This is a genomic window from Emticicia agri (assembly GCF_004168285.1).
GTDB classification, from domain to species: Bacteria; Bacteroidota; Bacteroidia; order Cytophagales; family Spirosomataceae; genus Emticicia; species Emticicia agri.
Window position 1 is genome coordinate 218098 of the sequence record NZ_SEWF01000001.1, and the last position, 25538, is coordinate 243635.

The 25538-nt window shown below is 37.9% G+C and carries 21 protein-coding genes and 1 tRNA gene; 12 read left to right on the plus strand and 10 right to left on the minus strand.

Annotation, left to right across the window (positions count from 1 at the left end):
• Nucleotides 1-2061 carry a histidine kinase gene (locus EWM59_RS00830; RefSeq protein ID WP_130019046.1) on the minus strand — a complete coding sequence of 687 codons (2061 nt, stop codon included), beginning with the start codon at nt 2059-2061 and terminating at the stop codon, nt 1-3.
• On the minus strand, nt 2058-2798 hold the full coding sequence (locus tag EWM59_RS00835; protein WP_130019047.1) for a LytR/AlgR family response regulator transcription factor: 741 nt from the start codon (nt 2796-2798) through the stop codon (nt 2058-2060). Before EWM59_RS00835 ends, EWM59_RS00830 begins: the two co-directional genes overlap by 4 nt.
• Nucleotides 2799-2963: 165 nt before the next feature.
• On the opposite strand from EWM59_RS00835, the gene EWM59_RS00840 reads away from it, so the two are divergent.
• Nucleotides 2964-3665, plus strand: coding sequence for a hypothetical protein (locus EWM59_RS00840; protein WP_130019048.1), 702 nt, complete (start codon nt 2964-2966; stop codon nt 3663-3665).
• 1 nt (nt 3666) lies between these two features.
• On the opposite strand, the gene EWM59_RS00845 is transcribed toward EWM59_RS00840, so the two are convergent.
• Nucleotides 3667-4602 carry a LytTR family transcriptional regulator DNA-binding domain-containing protein gene (locus EWM59_RS00845; RefSeq protein WP_130019049.1) on the minus strand — a complete coding sequence of 312 codons (936 nt, stop codon included), beginning with the start codon at nt 4600-4602 and terminating at the stop codon, nt 3667-3669.
• A 252-nt stretch (nt 4603-4854) separates the two neighbouring features.
• Here EWM59_RS00845 and EWM59_RS00850 point away from each other — a divergent pair, with 252 nt between their 5' ends.
• The 8 genes from EWM59_RS00850 to EWM59_RS00885 all read left to right on the plus strand — a co-directional run bounded on the left by EWM59_RS00850 (nt 4855) and on the right by EWM59_RS00885 (nt 15493).
• Nucleotides 4855-5295, plus strand: coding sequence for a LytR/AlgR family response regulator transcription factor (locus EWM59_RS00850; protein WP_130019050.1), 441 nt, complete (start codon nt 4855-4857; stop codon nt 5293-5295).
• Nucleotides 5295-6209, plus strand: a complete 915-nt coding sequence (locus EWM59_RS00855) for a hypothetical protein (protein ID WP_130019051.1) — start codon at nt 5295-5297, stop codon at nt 6207-6209. Before EWM59_RS00850 ends, EWM59_RS00855 begins: the two co-directional genes overlap by 1 nt.
• A 12-nt stretch (nt 6210-6221) precedes the next feature.
• A complete protein-coding gene (locus tag EWM59_RS00860) occupies nt 6222-7103 on the plus strand; it encodes a hypothetical protein (RefSeq protein ID WP_130019052.1) in 882 nt (293 codons plus the stop codon).
• A 93-nt stretch (nt 7104-7196) separates the two neighbouring features.
• The gene (locus EWM59_RS00865) at nt 7197-8396 is read left to right on the plus strand and encodes an SMI1/KNR4 family protein (protein WP_130019053.1); all 1200 of its coding nucleotides are present in this window, start codon (nt 7197-7199) and stop codon (nt 8394-8396) included.
• A 92-nt stretch (nt 8397-8488) separates the two neighbouring features.
• On the plus strand, nt 8489-11119 hold the full coding sequence (locus tag EWM59_RS00870) for a 3-coathanger stack domain-containing protein (protein ID WP_130019054.1): 2631 nt from the start codon (nt 8489-8491) through the stop codon (nt 11117-11119).
• A 181-nt stretch (nt 11120-11300) separates the two neighbouring features.
• The gene (locus EWM59_RS00875) at nt 11301-11642 is read left to right on the plus strand and encodes a YciI family protein (RefSeq protein ID WP_130019055.1); all 342 of its coding nucleotides are present in this window, start codon (nt 11301-11303) and stop codon (nt 11640-11642) included.
• A gap of 60 nt (nt 11643-11702) precedes the next feature.
• Entirely contained in the window at nt 11703-12929 is a 1227-nt protein-coding gene (locus EWM59_RS00880) for an RNA polymerase sigma factor (RefSeq protein ID WP_130019056.1), read from the plus strand.
• Nucleotides 12930-13129: 200 nt separating this feature from the next.
• A complete protein-coding gene (locus EWM59_RS00885; RefSeq protein WP_229239246.1) occupies nt 13130-15493 on the plus strand; it encodes an ABC transporter permease in 2364 nt (787 codons plus the stop codon).
• Nucleotides 15494-15634: 141 nt separating this feature from the next.
• Here EWM59_RS00885 and nusG read toward each other — a convergent pair whose 3' ends face one another.
• The 7 genes from nusG to EWM59_RS00920 form a co-directional block, all read right to left on the minus strand.
• The gene (gene nusG, locus EWM59_RS00890; RefSeq protein WP_130019057.1) at nt 15635-16186 is read right to left on the minus strand and encodes a transcription termination/antitermination protein NusG; all 552 of its coding nucleotides are present in this window, start codon (nt 16184-16186) and stop codon (nt 15635-15637) included.
• Nucleotides 16187-16210: 24 nt separating this feature from the next.
• A complete protein-coding gene (gene secE, locus EWM59_RS00895) occupies nt 16211-16393 on the minus strand; it encodes a preprotein translocase subunit SecE (protein ID WP_116982901.1) in 183 nt (60 codons plus the stop codon).
• 27 nt (nt 16394-16420) lie between these two features.
• Nucleotides 16421-16491, minus strand: a tRNA-Trp gene (locus EWM59_RS00900).
• Between the two features lie 132 nt (nt 16492-16623).
• A complete protein-coding gene (tyrS, locus tag EWM59_RS00905; protein ID WP_130019058.1) occupies nt 16624-17943 on the minus strand; it encodes a tyrosine--tRNA ligase in 1320 nt (439 codons plus the stop codon).
• A 139-nt stretch (nt 17944-18082) separates the two neighbouring features.
• Entirely contained in the window at nt 18083-18796 is a 714-nt protein-coding gene (locus EWM59_RS00910; RefSeq protein WP_130019059.1) for a porin family protein, read from the minus strand.
• A 67-nt stretch (nt 18797-18863) separates the two neighbouring features.
• A complete protein-coding gene (locus EWM59_RS00915; RefSeq protein ID WP_130019060.1) occupies nt 18864-20057 on the minus strand; it encodes an S-adenosylmethionine:tRNA ribosyltransferase-isomerase in 1194 nt (397 codons plus the stop codon).
• Nucleotides 20058-20071: 14 nt separating this feature from the next.
• Complete coding sequence (locus EWM59_RS00920) at nt 20072-20578, minus strand: hypothetical protein (protein ID WP_130019061.1); 507 nt, start codon at nt 20576-20578, stop codon at nt 20072-20074.
• 332 nt (nt 20579-20910) lie between these two features.
• Between EWM59_RS00920 and EWM59_RS00925 the strand changes: the two genes are divergently transcribed.
• The 3 genes from EWM59_RS00925 (at nt 20911) to EWM59_RS00935 (ending at nt 25174) form a co-directional block, all read left to right on the plus strand.
• Nucleotides 20911-21933 carry a hypothetical protein gene (locus tag EWM59_RS00925; protein ID WP_130019062.1) on the plus strand — a complete coding sequence of 341 codons (1023 nt, stop codon included), beginning with the start codon at nt 20911-20913 and terminating at the stop codon, nt 21931-21933.
• Nucleotides 21887-24367: a hypothetical protein gene (locus EWM59_RS00930; protein WP_130019063.1), complete on the plus strand. Its 2481-nt coding sequence runs from the start codon at nt 21887-21889 to the stop codon at nt 24365-24367. The genes EWM59_RS00925 and EWM59_RS00930 overlap by 47 nt, the downstream gene beginning before the upstream one ends.
• A gap of 255 nt (nt 24368-24622) precedes the next feature.
• Entirely contained in the window at nt 24623-25174 is a 552-nt protein-coding gene (locus EWM59_RS00935; protein ID WP_130019064.1) for a cob(I)yrinic acid a,c-diamide adenosyltransferase, read from the plus strand.
• Nucleotides 25175-25538: the final 364 nt, after the last annotated feature.

Sequence of the window (25538 nt, forward strand, 5' to 3'; positions counted from 1 at the left end):
TTATAAAGGAAAATGTATCATTACCCGGGTGCCTGATGGCGCTTGCGCAACAGATGTTAAATCAGAGATTTCGACTTCTATCTCTAATTTATGAAGTTCGTGTAGTACTTTCAACCGCTCGCCATTAATCTGTAACCCCATAGATTTATGTGGCCGGGCGGTTTTACTATGTATCTCTGCCGATTTCTTCCGGCCTATGCCATTATCTTCAATCATACAAATTATTTCATCGTTTCCCATTTTTACCTCTATTCTCAATTCTCCTCTGGTTTCTTTGTGCATCAGACCATGCCAGATAGCATTTTCTACATAAGGTTGAAGCAACAAAGCAGGAATCTTTATATAAGTAGTATCTACCCTATCATCAATATTATAGCTGAAATCAAATTTATTTTCAAAACGCATTTGCTCTAACCTGATATAGAGTTCCAGTATTTCCAGTTCATCCTTCAACGAAATAAATGACTGCTGACTTTGCTGTAAAACCGAGCGAATCAGATTGGCAAAGTCTGTGAGGTATCGTGCGGCATCAGTAGGTTTATTGGTAAGAATATAGTTTTTAATTGAGTTGAGCGAATTAAATATAAAATGCGGATTTATCTGTGACTGTAAAGCCTTTAGCTCGGCCTTTGATAATTTCTGGTTAAATTCAGCCAATAGCCTTTGCTGTGTTTCGGTCTCAAGTGCTTTGGTTTTTTCCTGCACCAGTTTCTCTAATTCGTTATTTAACTGAATCTGCAATTGCTGGTTGGTTTCCAATTGGGCAATCAATTGTTTTTGTGTCTGATTTTTTTCAACATAAATCTGTTTAATTTTGGCAACAAATGCCACTATAAATAACAAATTTTCAACAAATATCCCTGTTTCTACATACGGAAACGACATCATATAATAAACATAGGTCTCACCTGACATTCTTCTCATCATAGCCATTACAAACGAAATTACCAGGAATACAAATAAAAGACTGGTACCTAAGGCTATATAAGTAGCCACCACATTTCTTAACCTGAAAATGAGTACAATCGAATAGGTAGTAATAGGCATCATACCTAATTTTACCCATCGGTAAATACTTAAACTCAGCGCATATTCATTCAATACATATTGCAGAAAACAATCAAAAATAAAATAGATAGTCAGAAATTTTACCTGCCATCTGAAAATCTTATATGTCTTCGGATGATTGTTAGGCGTAAGATTAAGCAGGTACTGACAAAAAAGCAGATACCAGATATTAGGCAGTATATTTAAGGGAACTTCAGAAGTAAGAAAAGACTTGGGAAAGTAGGAGAAAATAATAGCCGTATCGGTCAGTGCCTCTATTCTTCTGATAAAATATAAGTATAAGCCCAACAGATACAAGGCATAATACACAAAGGCTATCTCACGGGTCTGGCTATACTGAATGATACAAAACAAGATGAGAAATAAGCCAATAGCCAGAAATGATGCACTATAAAAGAGATCCTTGCGGCTTTTGAAAAATGATTTTGAGCGCAGGTTTTCTTCAAAGTCATACGTCAACAGGCTTACTTTTGAATCTTTATAAATACCGTTTTTATCATTTACCTGTATATATATCTCTTTGGTTGTATGGGCAGTAAGCGTAACCGGAATAATGTATTTATTATCATTAAACAGTTTTTCATCAGGCTTCACAAGCATTCCAGCTTTTTTTATCACACTTTTTTTTCCGTCAGAATCATGCAAATAGATATAATGATAAAGCCCATAGTCAAACAAAAGTTGTTGATTCTCGGGTGTATTATTCTGTACTTTAAATCTTAACCAGTGATTATAGGATTTTTTCAGCGAAGAGTTCTCTAATTGAAAATTTTTAAAAGGAATAAATTGCTGATTTTTAACGGTATTGATTGTATGGGTCTCGGTAGGTTCGTAGAATATCTCTGCGTAATTATTCAATACAATTGAATCTTTAATCGGCTGATTAATCACGTAGGTTTTCTGGGCAAATAAGGTAGTGGCCGTAAAAAAGCATACAAAGGGCAGAAACTTCGTTATGGTGCTTCTGTAACGAGCCATGAGAAAATATATCATATCATTATCATTTCCATCAATCGGGGTCGGCCTGAACGGGAAACCGGAACCTCTTTGCCATCATTCATCACCAAAGTTCCTCCCTGACCTTTTATATACCTCCGAACCTGATTTAAGTTGACTAAAAAGGTATAATGTACTCTCAGAAAATTGTTATTTTCCAACATTCCCTCCAGGTCTTTCAGAGGCTTCGACAATAAAATTCTTTCTTTATTTACAAGATGTACAATGGTATAATTATCACTTGCTTCGGCATAAGAAATCTCATCTATATTTACAAACTCCAATCCATCTAAAGTAGGTAAAGCTATTGTCGGACGAATATGCTCCAAACCTCTGATATTGGCTAAAACCATATTTAATTGTTGCTTATCTATTAGCTGAGATTGTTTTTTCATTTTCTCAACCGCCTGTATTAACCTTTGTGGGTCTATGGGTTTCAAAAGATAATCAATAGCCGAAAACTCAAAGGCCTTTAAAGCAAAATCATCGTAGGCTGTGGCAAAAACTACATCAAAGGCAATTTTATCAAAAGTTTTCAGCAGTTCAAACCCATTCATAAAAGGCATTTCAATGTCTAAAAAAACTACATCAGGTTTATATAATTTTATAGTTTCAATCCCTTTCTGGGCAGAGTTACATTCTGCCAGCACTACTACATCGGGGCAATATTCGTTTAACTCAATCCTTAAATTCTGAGTACATTTTACTTCATCATCAATCAAAATGGCTGTCATGCGATACGCAAATTTATATATCAAATGTATGGAACAATTTTAATTTTTATCAAGTAGCACAGAGGATTGCCTGATAAAAATTTATTTAACCTTCTTCTCAACTACCATCATTAGTTTTATTGGTTAAAAACTTCTTTATTTGTTGCCGGAGTAAAAATAATGAAGATGGCTAACAGATATAAATGGTTGTTGATTACTGCCGGATTACTACTGGTTGCTGTGGGCACCTGGTACTATTTACGAGGCACTAAAAAACTAAAAAAGGTTAACGGAATTGCTGAATACGACACCCTCGTTCAACCGACACATTATAAGAAAATTCCTTTAAAACCTTTCAGATATGTGATGGTAAACTGCGACCTGGGGCCTGTAAAAGTATATCTGGAAGCTGATCTGAAATCGTCTATCGAATACCATCAGACATTCATGAAATATGTTGAGGTAAGTTATAAAGGTGATACTCTCATGATTCATACCCTTAAAACACCCAAATCAACCAAAGAAAATCCTATTTATAAACAGATTTCTATCCGCACGCCTCAAATCAGTTATTATATGGGTGAGGCTACACAAACCTTTTTCTCAAATTTCGGGGCTGATTACCTGAAAGTAGATAACCGTAGCAGTTATATGAGATTTATTGCCTGTGAGATTGAGCAATTAGACCTTACTACCAACAAATCATGTAATTTTCTTATTGACGAAAACTGTTCTTTTGATAAAATTGATGCTGAAATAAATCCTAATAGTGCCTTGACCTGCAATGGAGAAGTATATACCCTACTATCTCTCAAAGCCAATAATCTCCAGAATATTAAATTTGGTTTAAATGTAAAATCACTTCGTATGAAAAAATACAATAAGTAAGTCAAATGCCTAACTGTTCTCGTACTTCTTCTTTTTTTCTTCTCGAAATTTCTATTTCTGAAGTATCTTTCAGAATTAATGACTCACGGTTGGCAGAAAGACCGACAATGTGTTTCTGATTAACCAGATGTGATTTATGTACCCTCAGAAACTGGTGATTCGTCAGTGTAGTTTCGTATTCTTTCAGTGTTTTGGCCGAAACGAATTTACGTTTTTCTGTCAGGTATAAAACTGTATAGTTACGGTCGGCTTCTAAACGGATAATTTCTTCCAAAGGAAAAAAATGAGTTCCTTCGGTACTTGATACCGGTAATTTAAAATTTTGTTTCCGGGTATTTAAAGCCTCTATTTTTTCCTGATATACCGCCAGTTTCTGTTCTTTTTCCTGTAGGCGCTCTTTTATTCTTACGCCATAAATCTTATTGGCGCACAGATTGGCAATAGCTGTTAAAGTTTGCAGATGCCATTCTCTGAAAAAAGCCCTTTGCGGATGTTCAGAATCTATTACGCCTAAAATTTCTCCGTTATAAATAATCGGTACTGTAATTTCAGACAAACGGCACTCATCATCTACAATATAACGGGCATCTTTTGAGGTATTTCCAATTATTTCTGCTATGCCTGTTTGGGCTACTGTTCCAACAATTCCTTTCCCCTTAGGAATCACTATGGGCTGGTATATATCAAAGTTAACCGGATTTTTTGGGCCATAGGCCGCTTTCTGCAAGAGGTTTTCCTGTTTATCATCAAATAAGTAGATTACACAATCTGCTAATCCTAATCTTCCTATACAATTTTTGGCAATATCCCATACTATATCTTCTTCAGTATTCTTGCCGAATAATGAAGTAGCAAAATAACTGATGATTTCTATCAGGTTCATCTCGGAAACAGAATCAGGTAATTTCAAAAATGTCTTTTGTGTAAAGGTGGTCATAAGATTACTAATATTTGAATAGGTAAAAATAGACAGATTTAATAGCAATGGGTAGTCAGATTGAGTATCTGGTAAGATTTGGGAGGTAATCGGTAAAAAACAGGTGGTATTTGGTAAATACTGAATTTATGCTAAAAATCAGGCATTTTTTAGGCAAAAACCGTTAGATAAACGAAACCTGCCGTTGGATAAGTGGGTTTGGAATACGGAAAAACTGGCTGTTACCTTTGCAACCGCAAAACAAAAAACGCCATGAAACGTAGAATGAACAAAAATTGTATCACACTTTATCCGACAGAAAGCCCAAGCCCGGTCTTGTGGATGTTACACAAAAACAAACGAGTGAGGGTTTTTCTGGAAGATATTATTTACCTTGAAAGCCAGGCTAATTACACAATTTTTTACCTGAAAAACGGCAAAAACATAATTAACTCCCGCACAATGGGGCTTTTTGAAAACGTACTCGGACAAGAATCATTTTTTCGGGTACACAGGTCTTTTATCGTTAACCTGAATTATATAGACCAGATAAGCATCATTAAGCATACGAGCGGCATTATTGAACTCAGCAATGGCAAACAGATTTTTCTGTCAAGGCGTAAAATCAAACCTTTTCTCGAAGAATTTGCCAATTGTGAAGAAAGTAATCCGCAAGTAAGTATTCAGATAACCAATCATCCTTTTGCTGCTTAATGATGAAAACAATTATAGTTAGTTTTTTATCTGCTTGCCTATATACAACAGGGTTAGCACAAACAGGAAATGTGGTTATCCTACCAGATAATGGTAGCAATAGTTTACAAACCAGCCTTTATCCCAATCATAAAATCAGTATAAAAACTCAACCTGAAACGTATGGTTTTGTGCAAAAAGCAAATCAGATTGAAGCAGGTACTTTTATAAGCGAACTGAATGGCGGGTATGCCTCTTATGGCACCACAGGGCTTTACACTTTGTGCCTGACTACCAACTCACAGAATCCTCAGGTAATTTTTAATATCTTGAACTTTATGGGTATTGGCGGGCAACCATTTAATGCTTTGCATGTATATGGTCAGGCAATTATTGAGGGAGTTGCCAATACTAATCAATATATAGCTGAGACTTTCTTAAAAATTGATAATAATGGCACCCTTTCTGCTGAAAAACAAACGTACTATTATAGTTTACCCCCAAGTGCGTTTTTGCCAATAATCAATTCCGCAAATAACCCGATTGCCAGATCAGATGCTGAAGGTATCTATTTTACACTTTCAAATGCCTATTTTGTTAGGTTTGAAGCACCGGTTTACTTACCTGTGGGAGCCATTATTAAAGGTATTGAATTCTATTTTATAGACAATTCTGAGCTTGACTTAAACCTGATTATTACAAGAAGAGTTTTAGGCGAACAAGTGGAAACTTACTATCTTCCTTACCTGTATTCTTCAGGGGAAGAATCTGGTATTCGTAATGTCAAGACTGATAGTATACATAATGGTGGGATCACAATTCTTGAAGACTCAAGCTATACTATTATTGTATCTCCCAAAAATACAGTTAATAATAAAAAATGGGATGGAGCAAATATGCAGTTAATAGCTGCAAAATTAATTTACCAGTATTAATTTTAAACAATTATGAAAAAAATACTTACTACAAGTCTGGTTGTATTGATATTTTCTTTTAAATCTATTGCTCAATCAACCACTATAACACCTGAAGATGGTATAGTTGGCCAATATACCAACCAGAAAGTTTCTATTCAAACCACTGAAAACTCATACGGTTTTGAACATACCGCAGGGAACATTTCTTTGGCCACTTATATAAGCAACAATGCCGGATGGTTAATGACCAAAACTAATCACCCGTTGTATTTCTCTAATAATGGCAATACTACGCCCAATATGGCCATTTTAACCAATGGAAACGTAGGGATAGGCATAAGCAATCCTGCTGAAAAATTACATGTTATTGGCAATGCCCGTATCTCTGGTCTGGCTGGGAATGGCTTAAAATTTATACGGGCAGATAACAATGGCTTGCTGACTTCTGCACCAAAAACATTTAATTTAAATCTTCCAAGAAGTGCTTTTTTATCGGTCAATGGCAATGCAACAGCCAATGATATTGCCAATCAGGGTCTCTATTGTCTGGGTAATACTGTTGCTGACCTTGAAGCACCCATAAATTTACTGGACGGCTGTGTTATTTCAAATATGCAGATTTACTTTGTAGATAATTCTGCAAAAAATATAAGAGCACAATTGTACCGCCGTGCCTATGGAGCAACTACAAGTGACCTTTTGGGAGTTTTCAGTTCATCGGGATTAGCATCAACTAATACTATACAGAATGGAAATACTAATATAAGCAATAACAATGTGATAGATAATAATACCTATTTCTATTATCTGCGTATCACAGCTACAATAACTATTAGTGGCGTTGAAGGTGCCTCTTCTTGGGACGGGAGTAAAACAACTATTAATCAGGTAAAAATTACGTATAGCTACTGAAAATTATTCTATGTTGGATTACAGAAAAGGGAATGGTGGGTAGTGTGTTAGGGCTACCCTCATTTTAAAACTGAATTATTAAATAGCCTGTTTATGAAAAAATTGTTTCTGTTATGGTTTATATGCGTGATAAACAATTGTAATGCGCAAAAAAATATCGAAAAGCGAGTAGAAGAAATGCGCCAGCAATATATTGGCCGGGAGTACGAAAAGGCTTATCAATCGGCCGGAAAAATCTTGCAGGATGACACCAAAAATCTTTCTGCACTACATTGCCTGATGAATACTGCTTATGAACTCAAGAAGCCTAAAGAAGCTATTGAGGCAAGTAACAGAATTATTTCATCAATAGACCAGAGTACCTTGTTCCCGTATCTGGAGGAACATAGTTACTACCGCCAGCTACTGCGTGAAGCCTATAATCTGCGGGCATGGATTAGTTACGAAACCGGAAAAGATTTGTCTAAGGCATTAGAAGATGTTAATGCCGCTTTATCAATTACATCACCCATTGATAAAGACCCTCATCTGAATGCCTATGTTGATACCAAAGTGCGTATTCTGCTCAAACTTAACCGCCCAAAAGAAGCGTATGCTACGGCAGAAAAAGCATTAAGAAAAGACCCTGATATACAGGATTTGCAAGACATTAAAACAAGTGAGGCTTATCAGGCATACATAACTGAGGTTCATAAGTCAGGCTGGGGCAAATATACCAAAGGTACTACCACAGAAACAGCTATAGAAGCCCTGATCCGCTATGAAAACTTCATTAAAATCTACGAGAAAGAAACGGAGCAGAAAATGCCCTATCAGCAGTTAAAATGGTATAAAAAGAAATTCTCGGCAAAAGACATACAGGAAGCAGAAAAAAGACTGGGCATTAGCCTACCACCCGATTATATAAAATTTGTAACTACCTACGGCAATTTCTCTATTCAGGAAGGTTACAACTTACTTGAACCTAAAGAAATCACCCGTTTATCTGACGCCCTGCGAAAAGAATGGGAGATAAATCTGGAAAAAAAGTGTACACCCAAACAACGGGAGAATTTAGATAACCTGATATGCTTTGGGTATGGCACAGAAGACCAACAGGATGTATGGTATTATGTATTCAGTTACAAAACACGTAATCAGCAAACAGGCTATATGGATGTACTACCCTATAACCAGGACGACTGGTGGGATTTAACCAAAACCCCTACACTTATTTATACCGACAAGCGTGGAGGGTTCGACAATTATATTTCACAACTCATAGATTCGCTGATTCAGGATATTATAGAATAGTTTTTTCATTTACTCAATAGTTATACTATTCCACACACTTCATATTTTACTCGTCATACTGCTGATTTAACACTAAATCAAATTCCTTTGCCATGAAAAGAATACTACTTGCTCTCCTCTACTGGTCTATTACCATACACTTACAGGCTCAGTTACCTGTAGTAAATACCCGCCCGAGAATCATGATGACAGCCGATTTAAAGGCGACACTCATGGCTAAAAAAAATGCCAATACACCCGAATGGCAGGCTTTACTGACCGAGGCCAATAGCTACTCTACCAAGCCTGTCATGAGCTGGTCTCCGGCTACTGCCAATACCTGGGATACCAACTATATCTTTTACAGTTATCAGGCCAGTAGTTGGGAAGACGCCACTATGCCTTTAGCATTTGCCCATTTATTAACTAAAACAACTAATGCAGGAGCCAATCCAACTGCCTATTCTAACAAACTCATGCAACTGGCCGATTCTATTATGTTAGCTAATCGTCGTTATCGCTCACAAATCAATACATGGAATCATCCCTTGAGCAGAAACGACTATTATCCCTCACGGCATTTAGGAAGAATCATTGGCACTATTTACGACTGGTGTTATGATGAATTAGGGCAGGCACGTAAAGATTCGCTTATTCACCTGATGAAGCAATGGTTTGATGATATAAGGGGAAACGCCTATCAGAGAAACGACCGGGCTACAGGAAACTATTTCTTTGGTCATGTGTTTTGTATAGCTCATTTTGGCTATGCTATCGGGAATGACGACCCTCGTTCGAAGGAGATGATTGACTGGGCAAGAATTCGTTTTGATGGTACTCCGTCGCCTGATGTTGCACCTCAAGATGTACCCGACAATGACCTGGCCGATACCTGGGAAAATGGTTATAATAGTTATAAAGTAACCTCATACGGGTTTCCACCTGCACAGGCCTACACGGGTTTACCCTCAAAAGGCGGTTTGCAGATACAAGGATGGAGTTATGGCTCCGGTAATAATGTGAGGATACTCGACTATATGGCTTTGGTAAAAATGGCTACAGGAGAAGATATCATAGAGACCAAAATCTCATGGATACAAGACCTTGTGAAAGCCCTGCATCATTCTCTACTGCCGAATGGACATGAAATTGACCACGATGGCGACTGGGGAGATATCTACGGGCCTTACCTCAATCATCACTTCTCTGAGAGACTGGCTTTTGTCCTGGAAGGTAAACCTCTGGGAGAGCAGGCACAATACTTTCAGAAATCAGAATACAAGCCTTTTTTAATTTATGGCAATATCGTAAATCGCTTATACAACTGGGAGAAGTTTTATTTTCCTAATACTACCCGTCCATCGGCTCCTTTCGATAATCAGTTATGGTATAGCGGCTTCAATCAGGGGCATAATTTAGGTATCGGTAATCGTACTTCGCCTGTTTTTCTGATGCGGAATAAATGGGCTGACAGCACCGCTACATGGGCAGTTTTCAGGGCTGATGCCGCTACTTACGACGACCACAAACATTTTGCAGGTGGTAGTTTTGAAATCTGTCGGGGTGGTAGTTATATACTTACCAATGCTTCTAATGTAGGCAAAAGCGGATATCCACTTTTGGGAGATAATACAATGGCCGAAAACAGTGGTGCAAATAACACCCTGTACTTTGATGATTTTGGAGATTATCAGCAAACCGGAAGCACTTTCAAAGGTGGACAGGGTTACTATGGTAAAGATGATTTGAAAGCCGTACAGATGGACGATTCGCTGACGTACGTACGCACCGACTTATCGTCTTGTTATGACAAAAGCTATTATCCCGAAATCTATTTACGAAAACTCAATTATTTTATCAGAGGCTTTCTTTACCTGAGAAGCAGTAACCTCTTCCTGTCTTACGACCAGATTTCAGCCAAAAACTCTACTAATCCGCAAGGACAGTACAAAAAGCATCTGCGCTGGCATTTTATGGCTAATCCTACCGTGAATGGTAACCTGATTAAGTCAAGTCATAGAGGCTCAGATATTTACATAAAAACGCTTATTCCGGCGAATCCTGATATTTCGGTTGTTGACGAAAGCAATAATCCTGACAATACTTCGGGGCCGATTATGAATTATTATTTTAATAGCCCTACCTGGCGGACGGAAGTGAAATATTCGGATAATCCGCTTGAACAGGAGTTTCTGACCGTTTTACAATCCACTATCAGGAATACTACTGCTCCTACGATTGATAATATCAATTCAACTGATGGCAAAATGAAAGGAGCCGTAGTAACTGCCAACAATGGTAAGAAAGAAATTGCTTTTTTCAATACTGACCTCAACCCTTTGCAGGCAGGTATTACCACTACACATTATACTTTTCCTAACTCAGGTGATATTCGTCATACCATTTGTGGAGTAGTACCCAATGCCAAATATCAGGTAACTGTAACCGGCAATGAAGTAAATATTGTACATAATGCCAATGGGAATCGCACAGCTTCTATGGCTGGAGTCTTACAGTTTATGACTACTGCTGTACCTTGTCCCAACGAAATGACTTTTTCTAATTCGGTTGCCACAGGCAACTATAAAACAGGTAATACTATTTCTACCCAGAACGGTAGTACTACGCAGATTCAGAACGGAACAAATGTTACTTTCGATGCCGCCAAAGCCATTATCTTAAACCCAACTTTTGAAGCACAAAGCGGAAGTGTGTTTAAAGCACAGATTGGGGGGTGTAATTAAAATATTCTTTAAGTTCTAATCAGAAACTAATACATAATCCACTATTTTCAGCAATGCGTTGAAAGTAGTGGATTATCTTTTTTAGATTTTCTAAAAAAAAATAACCCAACCATGTCCAATTCATTCAGGTTTATTTGATATGCTACTGACAAACATTTAATTACATTAAATCTTTAAAGCAATGGACGAATACATGTTAATTTTCAGAAACGAAGATGGAGGTAAAGTAGCCTCACCTGAACAAATGCAAATCTGGATGAAACAAACGATGGACTGGATTGGCGGAATAGCTGCGCAGAACAAATATGTAGGTGGCAACGGATTGGTTTTTGAAAACAGCAAAATAGTTGGGCATAACGGTGTAGTAACCAATGGCCCATTTGGTGATATTAAAGAAACCATTGGTGGTTATGCCATTGTAAGAGCCGAATCAATTGAGGAAGCAGTTGAATTTGCCAAAGGTTCGCCTATTTTGCAAGGAGAAGGCAATACGATGGAAGTCAGAAAAATTGCTAAAGGATAAGATGTTCATTAACCATCAGGTTATAATCCCCTGCTGCTGGCAGGGGATTCCATTCTATTTATGAATCAACAAGAACTCATACCACACTTATTCAGAACCGAGTTCAGAAAAATAACGGCTGTATTATCTAAGCTGATGGGCATAGAGCATATAGAAACAGCCGAAGATATTGCAAGCGATACTTTTTTATCAGCCGTTGAAAGCTGGCCTTATAAGGGCATTCCTCCTAACCCAACAGCCTGGCTATATGCCGTAGCTAAAAACAAAGCCCGGAATTATATTGCACGCAATCACATTTTTGATAGCAAAGTCGTTTCCGAAATCACTCAGGCAACAGCCGAAAATGAAGCCCTTGCCATTGATTTATCAGATAAAAATATTCATGATAGCCAATTGCAGATGCTGTTTGCTATCTGCCACCCGAGCATTACTATTGAATCACAAATCGGGCTGGCGTTGCGCATTCTTTGTGGTTTTGGCATTGATGAAATAGCCAATGCTTTTCTAAGCAACAAAGAAACCATCAACAAACGTCTTTTCAGAGCGAAAGAAAAGTTAAGAACTGAAAATGTACCCATTGAATTTCCAGCTGAAAAGGAAATACAGCAACGATTGGAAGCAGTATTAAGAACGCTGTATTTGCTTTTCAATGAAGGCTACTATTCTGAAAGTCAGGATACAGTACTACGCAATGACCTTTGTTTAGAAGCCATGCGACTGACTTATTTGTTAATCGAAAACGAATCAACCAACCTCTCTGAAGTAAATGCCTTATTATCTTTAATGTGTTTTCATGCGTCCAGGTTTGAAGCCCGAAAAAATGCCAATGGAGAGATAGTGCTTTATCAGGACCAGGACGAAAATCTCTGGAATAAAGAGTTGATTGAAAAAGGTGTTTATTACTTACATCAGGCATCAAAGGGAAATCATCTATCCAAGTATCATTTAGAAGCCAGTATTGCTTACTGGCATACCATTAAAGCTGATAGCCAGGAAAAATGGGAAAGTATCCTGCAATTATACAACAAGCTCTTGGTAGTAGAGTACTCGCCTATTGTGGCACTCAACAGAACCTTTGCTTTATCGAAAGTTTATAGCAAGGCTAAAGCCATAATAGAAGCCGAAAAACTAAAATTGACAAACAATAGCTATTATTTCACCTTATTGGGAGAGCTATATAAAGAAAGCAATCCAGATAAAGCTAAAGAAAACTTTCAGGAAGCCTACCGACTGGCTAAAACGCAGGCAGATAAGCAGGTAGTATTGAAACAGATTGACGAATTATGAAAAGAAAATAATTAACAAATGGTACTAAAAAGCCATAAATCCTGTTCACTACAAGCCTGATTCTGCTGTACGAAAACGGAATAAAATGTCCACTTTCGGACAGAAAAACCCCTGAATAATAATCCAATGTATTGGTAACAAGGCAGATAGAATATTGGCATATTTTGTGCCATTTACTTTTGACGAAAAAATAAGGAAATATGATGATATACAATTATCTAAAAATCGCCTTGAGAAATCTCATCAGAAACAAGGTTTATTCTTTCATCAAAATCTTCAGTCTTACCGTAGGGTTGACAGCCGCCATTTTTACATTTCTGTGGGTAATAGATGAATTGTCTTATGACAAATTTCATACAAATGCCCCCAATATTTATCGGGTAATGACTAATAATACATACCCTGATGGCAGAATTGAAACCTATCCGGCTACTACGTCACTTCTGAAAGACGCCATAAGAAATGAGATTCCCGAGGCAGATAAGGTGGCCTTGTTGAGCATGGAAACCAATGCCCTTATCAGCAATGAAAAAAACTCGTTTAATGAACAAGGGGTTTATGCCGACTCATCGCTATTTTCAATATTCAGTTTTCCTTTGCTGAAAGGCGACCAAAAGAATCCAATCCCTGACAATACCTCAATAGTTATTTCAGAAAATCTTACTAAGAAACTCTTTGGCGATAAAGACCCTGTCGGAAAATCAGTAACCGTGGACTATGGGCGTTCATTTATGGTAAGCGGTGTGTTTACCAATGTTCCTTCAAACTCTTCGTTACAGTTTGACTTTGTACTACCTCTTGGCCTTTTTATCAAAGATAACCCCTGGACACAAAACTGGCAAAGTGGCGGCACACAAACAATGGTTGCTTTAAAACCGGGGGCTTCGTTGGAAAATGCCAACACAAAAATCGGTGCCTTGATTAAAAAGAATTGCAAGGAATGTAGTACAAGCGCTTTTTTATTTCCCTATACCCAACAAAGACTTTACAGCGAATTTGAAAATGGGAAATCGATGAGTGGCCGTATTGAGCAGGTTAAACTTTTCAGTATTATAGCAGCCATTGTTTTGCTCATGGCATGTATCAATTTCATGAACCTTGCTACAGCCCAATCGGTTGCACGCAGTAGGGAAATAGGGGTACGAAAGCTCATTGGTGCCAGACAATCAGGGCTGATTATGCATTTTATTTCCGAATCTCTTGTATTGGCATTTATCGGTTTGTTGTTTGCCTTGATTGCCGTACATTTTTTGCTGCCACTATTTAACGGAATAACAGAAAAATCTGTCCAGTTAGATTTTACTAATCCGATACTTGTTACAGGAGCATTGGTAATTACGGTAGTTTCCGGGTTGCTGGCTGGCTGCTATCCGGCATTTTTGCTTTCGTCTTTCAAGCCCGTTACTGTGCTGAAAGGTGATGCCTCTCCGTCGCTTTCGGGCGGGTTCCGCAAAACATTGGTCGTTGTTCAGTTTGCTACCTCTATTATTCTCATTACCGGAAGCATGATTATTTACAGGCAAATCAGTTTTATCAGCAATAAAAATCTTGGTTTTGAAAAAGAAAATGTCATTGAAATAAAGCGGAATGATATGCTCGGTAAAAACTATGCACCATTTAAAAACGACTTGCTTCAGATTCCTTCTGTTAAAAGCATAGGGTTTGGCGGAAGCAATATTTTTACGGTTCCTATCACCACCACCGACCCTGTATGGCGAAACAAGCCTGTAAATTCTTCCATCACGTTTAAGATTTTCCGTTGTGATGAAGGATTTATACCTACCATGAATATAGGTTTGCTGGCAGGCAGAAACTTCTCAAATATCAATAATCTTGACTCCGCCAATTATATCATTAACAAAAAAGCGATGAAGATAATGGGGCTTACGCCTGATAATGTTATCGGTGCTGATTTGCAGATGTGGAACGGTAAAGGGAAAATTGTAGGATTGACCGATGATTTTAACAACGATAACCTCCGGCAGGGAATAGAGCCGCTTATTTTTCTTTATTCAAAAAATATTGGTTCCAATTATTTTATTAAAATAGACGGAAGTGTACCTGTAAATACAACACTTGCGGCCATAGAAAAAACATTTAAGAAACATAGCCCTGCTTACCTGTTTGAATATTCATTTCTTGATCAGGTTTTTGCCAGAGAATACCGCACAGAACTCATCATTGGCAAGCTATCTTTAATTGCTACTGTATTTGCGGTGCTTATCTGTTGTTTGGGCTTATTTGGTCTGGTGGCGTATGCCGCCGTAAAAAGAACCAAAGAGATAGGTGTTAGAAAAGTGCTGGGTGCCTCTGTTTCCAGTATAGTGGTTTTGTTATCAAAAGATTTTATTATACTGGTACTGATTGCCTTTATCATTGCAGGGCCGATTGCTTATTTCGTCATGCAGCAATGGCTACAGGGTTTTGCTTATCATACTAATATAAGCTGGTGGATATTTGCAGCAGCAGGAGCCGGAGCACTGATGGTAACGTTATTGACAATGAGTTTTCAGGCCATAAAAGCGGCATTGGCCAATCCGGTGAAGTCATTGAAAAATGAGTGATTGTGTGATTTAGTGAATGAGTGATTAATTTTGTATTGGAATAATTTCTTAATCACTCATTCACTAAATTGCTAAATCACTCAATAAACAAAAAATCCCCGTTGCTTGCACAACGGGGATTTTGTCGAATAATATATTGTATTACATTTTCTCTACTTGTACGTACCCAAGTTCTACAGGTGTGCTGCGACCAAATATTTTTACGCTCACACTTAGTTTCTTTTTGTCTTCGTTGATTTCTTCTACTGTCCCATCGAAACCACTGAAAGGCCCGTCGATTACTTTTACGTTTTCGCCTTTGGTGAAAGTCAATGTCGGAGAAATCACCTCGCCAATTACTTCTTCCTGTACACCTAAAATACGATTAATTTCTGACTGACGGAGAGGCTCCGGTGTCATGGAAGTACCGTTGTTACGGCCTAAGAAACCGATAACACCCGGCATACTTTTAATCATGTGCAATACTTCCCCGTTGTTCAGGTCAGCATTCACCAATATATATCCCGGAAAAAAGCTTTTCTCACGTACACGCTTTTTACCGTTACGAACTTCTGTTATCTTTTCAGATGGAATTAAAATTGTAGGAACCAACTCACTTAATTTGCGACGAATGGCTTCGTTCTCGATGTAGGATTTAATTTTTTTCTCCTGCCCCGAAACTGCTCTTACAACATACCAATTGATTTCGCTCATATCGTTAGCAAAAAATTAAAGGTTTTAGACTGATTGGTAAAACAAACGAAGACCGTTTTCAATCAAAAAATCAATTACGCCTACAACCAAAGCAAAAATAATAGAGGCTACCAACACAAGTGTTGCACTTGATTGAAGTTCACTCCACTTTGGCCATGTTACCTCTTTGGTTACTTCTTCCCAAGAGTTTTTAAAAAATTGTATCATAAAATACTTATGTTCAAAAAATACTTGCACGGGCACCAGGATTCGAACCCAGACCAAAGGTTTTGGAGACCCTCGTACTACCCTTATACTATGCCCGTGTATGTTACCAAAATTCCTTTGGGGATGCAAATATAGACAGTTTTTCTGTTCTTCACAAATCCAAAAACAAAATAAAGTAAATATTCTTTTGGTAATATCTTATTATTATTGGGTAAAAGCTATTAAAACACTCAACTAACTTTTACAATATGACTCTTTTTGCCTTTACCTACCAATAAATATTTGCCTTGCAGAAGTTGCAATTCAGCTAAAGCTAATTTCTCGTCGGCAATCTTTACTTTATTGATGCTCACTCCATTACCTTGTATTGCTCTGCGTGCCTCTCCTTTTGAGGGATACACTTCATTGCGGGTAACTACCGAAATCAAATCCAATACAGTAGGGCAATTATCCCACTCTTCTTTGGTAATTTCTGTCTGTGGCACACCGTCGAAAACAGTAGTAAAAGTATTTTCATCAAGACTCTGCAAAGTCTCTAAAGTACCTTTACCAAACAAAATATCAGCCGCTTTTATGGCCAGTTCGTACTGTTCTTCCCCATGTACACGTATCGTTACGTCCTTACCTAATGCTTTCTGAGCAATACGCAAATGTGGTGCTTCGGCATGTTGTTTTTCAATTTCTTCTATCTCAGCTTTTGAATACAACGTAAATACTCTTAACAAACGAGGCACATCATTATCATGCTGGCCAAGCCAGAACTGATAAAAAGCATAAGGAGAGGTCATATCAGGGTCAAGCCACACATTACCACCTTCCGATTTACCGAATTTTGTTCCATCAGCTTTAGTTACTAATGGGGTTGTTAAAGCAAATGCTTTAGAACCGCCAGTTTCTGTGTCGTTTTCGTCGATTTCGGCCTTCGCTTCTTTTCTGCGGATTAACTCAGTACCGGTAGTTATATTCCCCCATTGGTCAGAACCACCCATTTGCAGGCGGATATTCTTATTTTTATATAACCAGTAAAAATCGTAACCTTGCAATAGCTGGTATGAAAACTCTGTGAAAGAAATACCAGTCTCCAGACGGTTCTTTACCGAATCTTTCGACATCATGTAATTCACGCTCAGATACTTTCCTACTTCACGCAGAAATTGTAAAAACCCGATTTCTTTAAACCAGTCATAGTTGTTCACAATCTCGGCAGAGTTTTCGCCACAATCAAAATCAAGAAACTTGGCTAATTGATTGCGGATACCTTCCTGATTTTCTCTCAAGGTATCTTCAGATAAAAACTGACGCTCGGCAGCTTTGAAAGATGGGTCCCCAATCATACCGGTTGCTCCTCCTACCAAGGCAAAAGGTTTATGTCCTGCCAACTGAAAATGTTTCAACAACATGATAGTAGCCAGATTACCGATATGCAATGATTTAGCCGTTGGGTCGAACCCAATATAGGCTGCTGTCATTTCTTTGTTCAGTTGCTCTTCTGTACCGGGCATGGCGTCGAATAACATGCCACGCCAGCGTAATTCTTCAATAAAATTCATACTCAACCGATTCGTCGGCACGCCCGTGTCTTACGGGGAATATAGAATGGATATTTAATAAGCGTGCCACGCTTTGCAGGGCGTGGCACTAATATTTTTGCAAACTTACAAACGATTCCTTATTTCCTCATTAATAAATTTACTTCTTTTTTTTGCGTGTGCCGTGTTTTTTCCACCAGTTATAATAATCGCTGAAATTATATGTGGCCGAAATCTGCAAAGTTCTGTTCTGGAAAGTCAAAGGGATGGATGGCCCTCCTGTAGGTGTTCCCGCAGGTGTATAAGTCTTGGTAGTGGTATTAGATAAGCCATGCACGTAGCGGATATTAATGCTGAATAAATGTGCCATGTCTAACATATCTATTCTTACCCCTCCTACCATATTAAAATCACCTTTAGTATCAGGGCCTTTATTTGTGCCTGCATTCAGGGCATAACCATATTCCGGCCCTACTATCACCGATACATTCTTGGCTACTTCGTACCCAAACAATACAGGTACACTTATATATCTGTAATAGTTTCTTAAAATGCTATTACCTGTTTCGGCAAAGTTGGTCGATGCCTTAAAACTCCCTCCTCTTACCTGATAATATATTTCAGGCTGAACGCTGAATTTATTGAAATTACGACGGTAAAATAAACCTACATTGAAATCATTTCTATACTTAGGTATGATATTAGACGGATTGTCGATAATAGCAGTTTTTGAAATACCTGTGCCTACTTTAAAGCCATATTGGCTAAGAGGTCTCAATTGAGCAGAAGACAGTAAACTAACAAAAAGAAGCAATGAGGTAAAACCCCAGAAAAAAGTATTTTTTGTATGCTTTTGACTAAATGATTGTTTCATCAGCGAGTATTAATAATGATATTTTAGAATAGTGGTTTTTAACCATAACGAATTTCAATTAGCAAAATTACGGAATCAATAGCGAAGAATCACCATAACTCAGGAAACGAAAGTTATTTTCTAAGGCAAAATCATAAATTTTTCGCCAATCTTCGCCTACCAATGCCGCCACAAGCAGAATTAAGGTAGAATCGGGCTGGTGAAAATTAGTAATAATTCCTTTACAAATCCTGAACTGATAGCCCGGAAAAATAAAAATCTCGGTTTCGCCAATTAATTGTTCTATATTTTTGGCTTCCATATAGTCAAGAATCGCCTGTATAGCTGCTTCTGCACTAACCGCTTCTGCCTGCTCGTATGGGAATAATTTTTCTATAAAAAAAAACTCTTGTCCTTGCAGTAGTTTTACCCCAAACCAGTACAGACTTTCTAATGAACGCATGGAAGTTGTACCAACCGGAATAACAAAATTCAATTTTCGGGCTAATCGTTCAATAAAAGTTTTATCAAATACAATCTGCTCAGAGTGCATCTGGTGTTCTACCACATTCTGCACTTTTATCGGCTGAAAAGTTCCTGCTCCTACATGCAGCGTAATAAAATCGTAATCAATATCCTGGTCTACCAAATCAAACAGTACCTTCTCCGTGAAATGCAAACCTGCCGTAGGTGCGGCTACTGCTCCATCATTTTTTGAGTAAACTGTCTGATATGTCTGATAATCTTTTTCCTCAGTATCCCGTTTCAGATAGGGTGGTAAAGGAATTTGTCCGAAATATTTCACAATTTCAGCAAATGTCAGTTCAGGGTTATTCCATGTAAACCGCACATAGTTTTTTTCACTATCTGTCAGTTCGGCAACTAACTCCAAATCATCTGCTGCATGAATCGTGTGCGTACCTGTCAGTTTTCCTTTAAGCCTTTTTTTATTGCCTATCATGCAAGCCCATGTACAACTTTGCGTTGTTTCCATTACCTGCGAAATAATGGTAGAGGGCTCAACCGGATTCAGCAGAAATATTTCGATAATAGCACCGCTTGCCTTCTGAAAAAACAATCGGGCGGGTATTACCTTTGTATTATTAAAAATTAGAAAAGAGGCTTGTGGCAGATGATTAATCAGATTATAAAATCTGTCTTCACCTATTTCAGACGCTTTATAAACCAATAATTTAGAAATATCTCTCGGTTCTACAGGAAACCGGGCTATGCGTTCATCTGGCAGATAATACGTATATTTTTCTAAATCTAAAGTAATCATACTTTGAAAAGCTTTTACTCTCTTGTAGCCGGATTGCTATAAAGCAACCGGATAGGTAAATAAAAAAGTACAATAAGCAATATGGCTGCCCCTCCTACTATTACCCAATCATAATTTATATCCAATTTCTGGTCTTCTGTACGGTTAATTCGGTTTAAGGCAATCAGAAAAACAATCATGAAACTATTAATAACCGCAATAAAAGCATTGAACCAGGCTTCTAAAAGGTTTTTCAGGGCTTCTGAGTCTTTTGCCCAGATACTATTGGCATTAAGTTTAGAAAAATTTATTTTCTGTACCTGTGTTCTCAATAAGTTGAGTAAGAAATTCATGCCTATAATAATGGCAAAAGCAACATAGAAAAAATCCTGTTTACTGATGTAATCATCTGGTCTTCCTGAAGATGTGTGATGAATAGCGACATCGTCAGGGAAAATAAAATAACAGACAACTAAGGTAATGGCTAATACAGGCATGGAGACCTTACGCCAAAAACTAAAGAATATATGAGATACTGACATTAGAGGGTATTTTTCGGTTTATATGCTACGCTACAAATACTGAGAAAACAAGATCCATCGGGTAGCACGAGAGTACAAAGTTACGTCAGAGAATTAGATTTTCTTAAAAAAAGTTAGAGAGAGCATGTTTAAAAATTATAGTTCGACCTACAAAGGCATCTTTTTCAGATATACTGCGTTGCATTTTTTCGATGTAGCTGCTGGCTACATCTGCAAAATGACGCCTTGTCTATCTAAAAAATCTGTCCTTTTCGGTCAGAAAAATAACCTTTAAACATGCTCTTATTCGGCAGATTTGTATATTTGGTAAATTTTTACGGTTACCTGATTCCATGCGATTTTACCTGCTTTTTCTTATTTTACTAATCCAGAGTTGTGGGTCAGACACTCCCTCTAAAAATGTTACAAGAGCTTTTTATTACTGGAAATCTGCCTTTCAGTTAAGCAATGCCGAGCGGCAAACCCTTGATACATGCCACGTAAACAAACTCTATATCAAGGCCTTTGATATAGACTGGAATTTTGCTACCAATAAACCTATCCTGAAAGCGCCTCTTGTATTTCAGGATTCTATCCCTGAAAACTTATCACTTGTTCCTGTTATTTTTATCACCAATCAAACACTCAAACAAATACCGGATACTTATCTTGCAGAATTTGTCGATTTTGTAAACATCCGTTTAAAGAATATATGGCCACAGAAACCCTATACAGAAATTCAGTTTGATTGCGACTGGACTATCAGTACAAGAGTCAAATACTTCAGATTTCTTGATTTGTACAGAAAGCATTGTCAGGGTAAAATATTATCAGCCACTATCAGGCTTCATCAGATTAAGTTTGTACATAAAACAGGTATTCCCCCTGTTGACAGAGGTATGCTGATGTTTTATAATATGTCGGATTGGAAAAAGCCCCTGATTAAAAATTCCATCTACGACCTCGATGCGGCTTCACAATATACTGCTACACTTAGTAAATATCCGTTGGCATTAGATATAGTCCTCCCCCTATTCAGATGGGCTATTTTTTATCGGGGGGATCAGTTCATGACCGTTATTAATAAATTAGATAGTAAGACTTTAAACCAGCAGAAATTCCTTAAAAAGGAAGATAATAAATACTACATACAAGAAGACGTACAAGCCTTTGGCATCTCACTACGCAAAGGCGATATGATTCGGGTAGAAGAAGTTGATTATGAAGAACTTTTAAAAGGTTCAAGAGCTTTAAGTAAACAAATATCCACACAAAAACTTACATTTGCATTTTATGATTTAGACCCAAAAACTATATCCAATTACAGCCATGAACAACTCCACAAAATCTTTCTTTCGTTTGAATTACCGGACTAAATCTATCATCATTTTATTGCTGATGGCCTGTGGACCTGAGCCATTTGATTATGATGAATTCAAGAGCTTTTTTACTCCCGAAAGCGCTAAAAATGAGACGCAGTTTCATCATTATAATTTTACCTCACAGTTTTTATACGATTATAATCTTTGGGATTCGGAAGGTACAGCAGACCCATCACAGATAGAAAATACCAAAGCCTGGGCAAGCTATGTAGGCGTTGCTGAAAAAACTGTTACCGACGAATTATATACCAATGCTGATAGCAAAAGTACTACGGGTTTAACAGAAGCCTTGCAGCAAAAAGGCAAAACCGAAGCGGCTGATTACTTAGCCCTTGCCAGAAAAATAGAAAGTGCCGACACAGATATGTCAGGCGAAAGTGAATCAACTACTCAAAAAGCAACTACGGCCGATTATGAAGTCTGGCTTACCACTATTGAAACAAATTACAACCAAAGTACAGACAACTTTGTAAAAGAGCGTCTGGCGTATCAGGCTGTAAAGGTGGCTGATATGGCAGGGAATCCGCAGAAAAGTATCGAATTATATAAAAAATTAGTCGAACCAATTTCATCAAAGACATTTATCAGCGACTGGGCACGTTCTCGCATGGCCGGAGCTTATACGCATGCCGGAGACTCGACACAGGCTTATTATCATTTTTCGCAAGTATTTGTTACTGCACCTACCCGCAGAAAAGTAGCCCATTTAAGTTTAAGAACTTATTTGCCAAAACTACAGGACGAAGCACTTAAACTCTGTAAAAGTGATGCCGAAAAAGCCAATGTGTATGCAGCTACGGCAGTTTTACCATTTCAGGATGCGTTGCCGATGATGGAACAAATACGAGAACTGGACATAAATAATCCGATGTTAGAGTTTGTGATGGCTCGTGAGATTAACAAAAATGAAGATTTTTTCTTCACTAACTGGCAGGATTTAAAATATTCTTACTGGAATCTGGATTCTACCAAAAAAGAAACACTGAAAAAAGAATCATCTGATTATTTCAGTAAACTTCTTGATTTTTCGCTTGAATCTGCCGAAAATCCGACTTTAAAACAGTCGCCTTTTTGGTACACTGCGGCGGCTTATCTGACATTCATTGCACAAGACTACCCGAAAGCCAACGAATTTTTGCAAAAAGCCAAGGCAATTCCAACAGATAATCAACATTTAAAAGACCAGATAGCCATGCAGGAAATGATACTGGCAGTAAGCGAGTCGCCGGTAGTAACGCCTGAAATGGAGAAGAAAGTTATTCCGCTTTTAGAAAGATTTGCCCGTTCAGACAAATTTCGTACAGCCAATAATTTTAATGCTGCCTGTAGAATCTTAGTAGCCAAATACAGAGGCATTACGCCTATGAATGAGTTTGCTGAGGGAGGAGAAACAAGACCCTTGAAAAACGGAAAACAAGTAAAAGAAAGTAAGCCTTTAGGCTGGTTTGCGAGTTGCTTTGGTAAAAAAGACGATGAAAGAAACGTGAAAGCATCGCCTGAAGGGAAGGCAAAAGCATTTTTAGTATCCTTGCTGACTTCCTATCAATTAGGCTACCATAAACAGGAAGAAGGTTGGGTATCTAATGCCAATTTCATGAGCAGTTCAGACCAGTATGCCATTGAAGATTCTACCTCATCGGCTACTATTAATTATACGTTAGATTATTTTACTAAAAACAATCATACCGATTTCGATACCCGTTTAATAAAACTGACCGGATTAGATAATGATTACCTCTATCTGGTTTTAGGCAGACGCTCTTTAGCCGAACACCAATATGCCAAAGCAGCAGAAGCCTGGAAACATATTTCGCCTGCGGTTTGGGAAGCCGAACCCTTCAAAACCTATTTAGATGTAAATCCTTTCCATCTGAATGGTCAGGGAGAAGCCAATCCTAAAGAAACTGTTACGCCTATCTCGTTTGCTGTACGAATGGCGGAATTGCAGGAAAAAGTGAACAAAAACCCGAAAGATTACAATAGCTGGCTATTGTTGGGTTGTGGAAGTTATAATATGAGCTACTTTGGTAACAGTTGGATTTTGCTGCGCAGGGCATGGAGCGGAGGTGAGCAGAAAAACGAAACAGACGATTACTATACTTCTGAAAAAGCCCTGTCTTATTTCGATAAAGCCATGAATGTAGCCCCTACTACTGAGGCCGCCGCCAAGGCTTGTTATCTGGCTGCTGCCTGTCAGAAAATCAGATATGAGTTGGCTTATGGAGCCATGTATGATGGATTATATTCTTTGCCTGACGGAGAACGGGAAAAAAGAGAAGCCGAGATAACCAAAACTTTAGAAACGTTAAGAAAAGAAAAATATGCTACTTACTTTAATCTGTTGAAAACCAAATACCAACAAACTAACTACGAAGAACAGTTGATTAAAGAATGTAGCACCTATAAAGATTTTTTAGCAGGCAAATAGATGAAAATATAATTGTTAAATAAAAAATATATTATCCCTACGGGATATTAATTTCTAAAAACGCTCAATTTAACTACCGATATATCGTCCCTACGGGACTACCAAATGGAATGAAAATTCTTTGCAATCAGCTATCTTGATTAAATATCCCGTAGGGATAATATATTAGTAGAAAAAATGAAACATAGCGTTTCCAAGTCCCGTAGGGACGATATATTTATGATACACTTCATAAATGTAATTTCGTCCAACACCATGAAAATATACACCAAAACAGGCGATAAAGGTACAACTGCGTTGGTTGGTGGCCGGAGAGTCAGCAAGGGAGATTTAAAGATTGAGTCTTACGGCACAGTAGATGAACTCAATTCGTGGATTGGATTACTGCGAGACCAGCCTATTAATGAATCCCGTCGGGATTTATTGAAAGAAATTCAGGATAGATTATTTACCATCGGGGCAGATTTAGCATCTGAGCCGGAGCAGGTAAGAAAGAAAGCTATCCCGAGCTTGATGGAAGAAGATATTACATTACTTGAAAACGAAATGGATAAAATGGATGCTGAACTACCACCGTTAAGGTCTTTTGTTTTGCCCGGAGGAAATCAGTCTGTTTCGTTTACCCATCTGGCCCGCACTGTTTGCCGCAGAGCCGAACGTCTGGTGATTCGTTTATCGGAAGAAGAAGAGGTAAATATGATGGTTATTAAATACCTCAATCGCCTATCTGATTATCTTTTTGTGCTTTCCCGTAAAATGACGAAGGAGTCAGGCAGTGAAGAAATTACCTGGAAGCCAAGAATGTAGAAAATATTATTTACTACCGTTAAAAAAAAGACATGCAAGCCTCCTCGCGAAAGCTTGCAATCAGTATAGAAACGCTCAGTAGCGAGGATATTCGTTCCTCCACTACTTTGCCTGAGATGATTATCTGAATAAAATTTGTATTTTTTTGAGAATACACACTCAAAAAACACTTCACTTCTTTTAAGCAAAACTCCGAAAAACCCTGCTTTTATGTCTGATAAAGACTATTTTCTAATGTTTTTCGAAAAATGCTGTCGTATTCCAAAAAAGCAGTAATTTTGCACTCTCGTTTTTTGCCAGACATTCTATAAGTTTGGCACGATACCTTTAGAATAACGTATAATACATTGCAAAAATCATTCCA